The following is a 7,567-nucleotide window of genomic DNA, read 5'->3' as shown; positions in this document are numbered from 1 at the left end:
TCATCATCGGCACCGAGACCGCCTACCACGCGGACTACGTCGAGGCTGCGGCACGCGCGGGCAAGGACATCCTGCTCCAGAAGCCGATGGCGCTGACGCTGGAGGACTGCGATCGCATCCTGCGCGCGGTGGAGTCGTCGGGCGTGCGCTTCAGCATGGCGTGGCAGATGCGCTGTGACCCGCAGAACATCTGGATGCGCGAGGCCGTGCAGTCCGGGACAATCGGCAAGATCACGATGCTCCGCCGCCGCCACGCGCTGACCACGCAGTCGTGGCCCGATTTCGACGAGAGCTGGCACGTCAGGCCGGAGCTTAACCGCGATATCTTCATGGATGACGCCGCACACCCCGTTGATTTCCTGGCATGGATGCTCGGCCAGCCGGTGAGCGTGATCGCCGAGATGGACACGTTTGTCAACCCCAAGATCCCGAACGACAATGCGATTGCGGTGTATCGCTTCGAAGGCGGGACAATCGGCATCGCGGAGTGCTCGTTTACCTGCGTCGCGGCTGAGGAAACGACGGTCATCGTCGGCGACAAAGGGACGATCCTGCAGTCGTTCGGCGACGGCCCGTCGTGCGGATGGGTTGTCCCGACGCCGGAGGGCACGCGCGGGTTGAAATACATCGTCGCCGGCGAAAATGCGTGGAACGTCGTGGACATTCCGACGCCGCCGAACCACGGCCATCGCATCGGCGGCGTGGCGCGGCCCGCCGTGGAGTTCTTCCAGGGCAAACGCGAGCCGATCGCCACGGCGGAAGAGGGCCGGCTCAACGTCCGCATGCTGCTCGCCGCATACGAGGCTTCACAGACCGGCCAGCGAGTGGCAATCTGAAGAGCGCGTACGCCCCGCTTCGGACTCGGCCTGAGCTATTTCGCCCGCAGGTACTGCACGTCCCCGTGGCAGGCCACGCGCGCGAAGGCCCAGAAGTCGGAGGCGCTGGGCGCGGCCTCGTCCTCGGCTCCCTCTGGGGTGACTTCGGGCAGGGAATGCATGCCCGCCCCGCGGATTTCGAAGGCCAGGATGCACTCCGCCCCGGGTTCGAGGTCGAAGCCCTGCGCCGCCGGATGCACGGATGCCTGCGCGAACTCACCGACCACGCCGCCCCACGTCTCCAGGGGAGTGACGATGTCAACCCGGCCCTGCACCCGATCCGTGTTGGGGTTGCGCACGGTCACTTCGAGCCGATCCTCGACGCGCCGGAATGACGCGATCACCGGCTTCATCTCGCCAACGGGCAGCACTTCCTGATACACCTGCCCGCCGATTTCCACCTCGGCGCGGATGTACGACGGCTTAGCGTCGGCGGGGATAATGACCGCCAACTCGTAGTCCTGTTCGCCTCCGGGTGGGAGTCTGAACGGAACCTGCTTCGGCGTGATCGTCCAGCCCTCGGGCACGGAGATGCGCACCATGCCTGTCGCCTCGGCGTCCACGACGGCGCTCGCAACGCTGAGGGTGAAGCGCGTCGTCGCGCCGATGGGCGGCGCGCCCTCCATCATCACGGTCACGGGCTGATTGCCCATCGGCGCCGGGCCGAGGTTGTGCTCCCAGTATCGCATGTGCGAGTGCTGGACTACCTCGCGTTCCGGCCCGAAGCGCTGGCCCGCAAGCAGCGACCGGCGCTCCGTCTTCAACTCGACGGTCTCAATCCCGTAGGGGCGAAGCTCCAGAGCTGCGCGTCCGCGCTCGACCGGCAGCGGCGCGCCGCGGCTCTCCAGCGGGTCGGACCGCCACGCCTGTGCGATGGACGGCTCCCCTGAGATCTCCACTCGCGCGGGCTGGCCGTGCCCCTCGTAGAAGCGCGCGATAAGGGCGTTGGCCTCGCCGTCCTCGCGCCGCGCCCCCATGGCCGCGGGATAGCCGCGCGGCTTCAGAGCGGTGAGGAACACGTTCGACGGTTCCAGGCTCAGGAAGCTCTGGCGCGGCGGCAACCCCCCCGGCGCGGCGCCGCCGGACGCTTCCTGCACCGCGCACTGGCGGGCGACGAGCGGCTGGTTGAATTCGTAACCGCGCCGCGTCACCTCGCCTCGCCGCCAGTCCCCGCGATGAGGGTACAGGGCGTAGCAGAATCGGTGATCCTTGTGCTCGGGGACGAAAAACGTCTCCAGCTTGCCCTCGCCCCACGGATGGTTCGGCCACGCCGTCGTGTGCATGAGCGCGAGAGCCGCTGTGCTGTCGGTCTCGAGGCTTGCGCCGATGTTGCCCCGGTTGATGACAGCCACCCCGTAGTCCTCCGGCGGAGCGTGCTCCTCGTCAACCGCATTGCTCTGAGACGGCAGCGATACGACGCCGTCCACCGCATCCTTCTCGAATTCGTCCAGCGCGGCCGTGACGGCCTCCGCATCGCGCGCAACGAGCAGCAGCGTCGGGAGCCGCCTGCTATTCAGGGGCGGATCGAGAGTCAAAACGAAGGCATACCCCGGCCGCTGTGTCGCCTTGTCGGCTTGCTCGCGCACATTGGCTGGACATGCATCGAGCAGTCGGCCGGCATGCGCGTTGTCGCCGCCCACGGACAGTGAGAAGCGGAACGTTGTATTGAGACGATCGGCCTCGAGATCGCCATCGTCCGCGAAGGCAGCTGCGGTGACGCCCTGCGCGGCGAGAAAACGGGTGAGGCGTTCCCCCGCGCGCCTGGATGCCGCGCCGGAGCCCGTGATGACGTCCGCCCAGCCGATGGAGAAGCCCGCTTCCGCGCGCCCCCTCGCCCTGTGTGCGACGACGCGCAGGCTGTTGCCCGCCTCCATCCAGTTCTGCGCCGGGAGTAGAGCGCAGCCCGAAAGGGATTGGCCCTGGAAGGTCTGATAGGCCAGGCACCCCGCACTGCGGCGGCGCGCCACCGCCCCGAAGCGTTCCTCGAAAACGGGCATGACGCCGTCCAGGCTGAGAGGGAATGTCGCCACGAACAACTGGTGCTCGCCGCGGTAGCCGCGCAGGTCGGTGATGAAATCAATCCGCGGCACGCCCGGATAGAGGGCGATTTCCTGCCGGCGGCCGGCGCAGTCGGGCGCATCGCCCTCGGCGATGATGCGCTGCATCGCCGGGCCGCGCTCGACCCACAGCCGCGCCGTGCCATCCTTGGTGAACGCTTGCTCGCCGGTGGTGAATACGGTCCACGCAGGCTGCCGTCGGTCCGCCTGTTCGCCGAGCACGGCCAGCTCGTTGCCCAGCAGTCCGCGCGTCAACTCGAGGACCTGCCGCTTGGCTTGCCGGTCGAGAATGGAGATGATTCCGCCCCCCGCCGACGCGGCCGCGCTAATCGTGTAGTGCTCATTCTCGATCGTCGCCCGGTCGGTCTCACGTCGCTCGCCGCCCCGAGGGGGGTTGCCGGCGGGCACGACGTGGTAGACCGAGTACCCGAGCGCGGGAACGTCGTGCGCGATGAATGCGATCTCCGCTTCGGCGATGGATTCACCCTCGCGCCGTTCGGCGACAAGCTGGCACGCCACGTCCTTGCGTCCCTCGTCGCGCAGCGCGAACCCCGTCACCGGCGGGTCGAAGCGGATCCGGGCACGGCAGACGTCGGTTCGCTGCCACGACAGCGGGTTGAAAACGACAAGCGCGGACAGTGCCTCCCCGCGCGGCGGCGCCGTCTCGACGACTCCCGCGAGCGCGTCGAGCACGTCGTTGTTGATGCGCTCGGCGATGTCGAGAGCTTCGCGGTACATCGCCATGAGGTCGAGGAAAGAGATGTCGCACGGGGTGCCGGTGATGGCGTCGTGATGCTGGCCGAACATGAGCAACCGCCACGCCTTGTCGAGCGCGGCGTGGGGATAGTCCGCGCCGAGCAGCCACGCCATCGAGCAGAATCGCTCGGCGGTGAACAACGCGTTCTCGGCGAGGCGATTGGCGATCTTCAGCTCGATGCGCGAGACCGTAGTCCCGGGATGGTACATCGCGAGGTCGCGGGAGCTGATTGGCAGTTGAGTCGCGCCGGCCGCCAGCCGCTCCTCGAGCGCCCCGAGGTATTCCTCGGGCAACCCGACGCGCATCGCCGGCTCGCGCTGGGCCAACTCCTCGCCGCGGCCGAGCAGCCACTTCGGGGGCGGCGCCATATCCATACCGATAAAGCGCAGGTCAATGTCGAGGCCCGATGGCTGCGGCCCCGTGTTCACCTGCGGCCCGGCGAAGACGTTCTCCAAGAACTCCTCCCACGACTGCGGGTTGAACCAGTAGTGCTCGTGCTTCTGGATGACCTCCGACCCGTCGAGCGCGAGCGCGCGGCACAGCGGCGCGACGCCCGCGATGTCCTTGGAGAAAACGCACGCGGCGAAGCCGAGCTGCCGCAGGATCTGGGGCAACTGCGGGCAGTGGCCGAACACGTCGAGCGGCAGATAGACGCGCGGCGCGATGCCGAGGACGCCGCGCTGAAACAGCCGGCCGTAGATGAGGTTGCGGAGGATGGCCTCGCCGTGGATCGACGTCTCGTTGGGCTCGTTGTACCCGCCGTTGAGCTCGACGCGCCCGTCGGCGACCAGTTGGCGGAGCGGAGCGCGCTGCTGCAGGAACGCATCCCAGTACGGCTTCAGGTAGTCAAGCTCCGAGAGAACGAACTTGAAGCTCGGATCCTGCTGCGCCGCCTCGACGTATTGCTTGACGAGTTCGAAGGCCTGAGCGGTGTACGTCCGCTGGTCCTCGAGCCAGACAGGGTCGTAGTGGAAATGAGGGACGAGGTAGATGAGCGGCGTGTGGGACATGATCGCGGCTATCCGTCCTTGTGCGTGATCCCGCCGATTATAACATTAGATACGCGGCAAGGCAAAACGAATCCGCCGCGAAATGACCGGCGCAGAGGTCCAGGCCTGCGGCGATGAGGTGCGTCGGCCTGAGAAGCCCACAGCGCGGGCAGGCCCGGCGGATGTCAAGGTGGAATCCCAAATGCGTCGGCGCGAGGTACATCACGAGAACCAAGGTGAGGACGACGTTCGTGAATGCATACGCGACTCTGGTCATCACAGTGCTCTTTGCGGCGTGCTCCGGGCTTGCCTTCGGCGCCGAGGCGATACACGAAGCGGAGCTGATCTTTCCGCTCCAGAACCGCCACAATCACGCCTCGTGCATCGTCGAGTGCCCGAACGGCGACCTGCTCGCATGCTGGTACCGCGGGGTCGGACCGGAGAAGGGCGACGATGTTGCCGTCCTCGGCGCGCGCAGGCGCAGCGGCTCGGATCAATGGAGCGAGCCCTTCGTCATGGCGGACACGCCGGGGTATCCGGACGATAACCCCTGCATGTTCGTCGACCCGCAGGGGCGCCTGTGGCTTTTTTGGCCGACGCTGCTCGCCAATGAGTGGGGCACGGCGCTGATGAAGTACAGGATCTCGTCCGACTACCAGATGCCCGAAGGCCCGCCGGTGTGGGACTGGCAGGACGTGCTGCACGTGACGCCGGACGACTTCGAGGCGCAGATCGCCGCGGGCCTTGAACGCTACGCCAAGCAGAATCCGCGCCTGATGGAGCGTTTTCCGCAGGCCGAGGCCTATGCCGAGAGGATTCGCGAGCGCGCTGCCGGCAAGCTGACGCAGCGCGTGGGCTGGATGACGCGCGTACACCCAACGCTGCTGCCCGGCCCGACGTCCGACGCGCAAGCTCGCCCACCCGCTGGCGCGCAAGCCCGCCCAACAGCCGGCGGGCAAGCCTCCGGGCGGCTGATTGTCCCGTTGTACACCGACGCTTTCTCGATCTCGATCATGGCGATCACGGATGACTGGGGCAAGACATGGCTGACAAGTGAGGCGCTGGTCGGCTTCGGGAATATCCAGCCGAGCGTAGTCCGCAAGAACGACGGCACGCTAGTGGCGATGATGCGCGAAAACGGGCCGCAGAACCGCATTCGCATCAGCGAGTCGAGCGATGACGGCCTCACGTGGACCCCGGTCGGGAATATGGACCTGCCCAACCCGGGTTCCGGCGTCGAGGTCATCCGCCTCGCCAACGGCCACTGGGCGCTCGTGTACAATGACACCGAAGAGGGCCGTCACAGCCTCGCCGTGTCCATCTCCGACGACGAGGGCAAGACGTGGAAATGGACGAGGCACCTGGATCTGTCGGAACGCGGCCAGGGCTCATATTCGTATCCTTCGATCGTTCAGGCGCGCGACGGCACGCTGCACGCGACCTACAGCTATCATGTCGGCGACCGCGGCGAGTCCATCAAGCACGCGGCATTTGACGAAGAATGGGTGATGCGCGGCGATGCGGATTGATGGAGCGCAGGCACAGCGGACGTCGCACAGTCGCCGCGCCCGCGATGCGCACGTGCCGGACGGCAACAAATCGGCAAGTGATGAAGTGACGAACGAGCCGTACCGTCAACCGGAGGTGGGACTGATGAAGTTGCTGCTGGTGCTGGCCCTAGTCGTGGTGACCTGCTGCCACGCGGCCGCCGCGGCACCGTTGTATGAAACCGAGTTTGTGTTGCCCGAGGAGCGCTTCTTCAACCACGCGCCCTGCATTATCGAGCTGTCGAACGGGGATCTCCTGACCTCGTGGTACCACGGGCTGGATGGTAACAAAGGCGAGGTCATCATCGAAGGCGCGCGCAAGCTCGCAAGCTCCAATGCCTGGAGCGGGCGGTTCACGATGGCCGATACGCCGGGCTATCCCGATGACAACGCGTGCATGATCCTCGACTCACAGGGGCGCCTGTGGCTGTTCTGGGTGACGCTGCTCGCCAACGAGTGGCAGTCCGCGCTCCTGAAGTACCGGATCTCGACCGACTACCAGATGCCGGAGGGCTCGCCGGTGTGGGGGTGGCAGGAGGTGCTCCACGTCACACCGGTGGATTTCGAGAAGCAGATGAAGGCGGGCATCGAGCGCTATCTTGCCGCGCACCCGGACCTGGTGGAGCAGTTCCGCACGGAGGTAGATGAATACACGGGCCGGTTGCTCGATCGGGCCGCCGACAAGGTTCAGCAGCGCATCGGCTGGATGCCGCGGGCGCATCCGACGCTGCTGCCCCGCCCAACCGCCGGCGAGCAAGCCCGCCCACCGGCCGGCGGGCAAGCCTTGGGGCGACTGATCGTTCCGTTGTACACAGACGCCTTCTCGATCTCCGTCATGGCCATCACCGACGACGGCGGCAAGACGTGGATGACGAGCAATCTTATCATCGGTGGCGGCGGCATCCAGCCCAGCGTCGTGCGCAAGAGCGACGGCATGCTTGTCGCCATGATGCGCTCGGCCGGGCTGGAACCGCGGATTCTGGTCAGCAAATCCAGGGATGATGGGCTCACGTGGAGCATGCCGACCACCACTGACTTGCCCAATCCCGGCGCGGGGGTCGAGGTCACGCGGCTTGCCAACGGACACTGGGCCCTCGTTTACAACGACGCCGAAAAGGGGCGCCACACCATGGCGGTGGCGATCTCCGACGATGAGGGGGAAACCTGGAAGTGGCAGCGGCATCTGGAGGCGGTGGAGGCGGGGCGAGGATACTTCGCCTATCCTTCGATCATCCAGACGCGCGATGGGATGATGCATGTCGTGTACGTTTTCGAGATGTCAGCGGGCCGCGGCATCAAGCACGCGGCGTTCAACGAAGAATGGGTGATGGAGGGCGACTGA

4 protein-coding genes are annotated in these 7,567 nt (G+C 66.5%); 3 read left to right on the top strand and 1 reads right to left on the bottom strand.

Annotated elements, in window-relative coordinates; all coding sequences use genetic code 11:
* Positions 1-836, top strand: an 836-nt coding sequence (locus tag JSV65_09335; GenBank protein ID UCH36537.1) for a Gfo/Idh/MocA family oxidoreductase, incomplete at its 5' end; no start/stop codon positions are given.
* A gap of 35 nt (positions 837-871) precedes the next feature.
* Here JSV65_09335 and JSV65_09330 read toward each other — a convergent pair.
* The gene (locus JSV65_09330) at positions 872-4,699 is read right to left on the bottom strand and encodes a hypothetical protein (GenBank protein ID UCH36536.1); all 3,828 of its coding nucleotides are present in this window, start codon (positions 4,697-4,699) and stop codon (positions 872-874) included.
* Positions 4,700-4,914: 215 nt separating this feature from the next.
* On the opposite strand from JSV65_09330, the gene JSV65_09325 reads away from it, so the two are divergent.
* Both JSV65_09325 and JSV65_09320 read left to right on the top strand, forming a co-directional pair.
* Positions 4,915-6,207, top strand: a complete 1,293-nt coding sequence (locus tag JSV65_09325; protein UCH36535.1) for an exo-alpha-sialidase — start codon at positions 4,915-4,917, stop codon at positions 6,205-6,207.
* Between the two features lie 124 nt (positions 6,208-6,331).
* Positions 6,332-7,567 (top strand): exo-alpha-sialidase, encoded by a 1,236-nt coding sequence (locus tag JSV65_09320; protein ID UCH36534.1) that lies wholly within the window; start codon positions 6,332-6,334, stop codon positions 7,565-7,567.

It is taken from the genome of Armatimonadota bacterium, assembly GCA_020354555.1.
GTDB lineage: Bacteria > Armatimonadota > Hebobacteria.
This window is presented reverse-complemented; position numbering and strand designations above follow the sequence as displayed.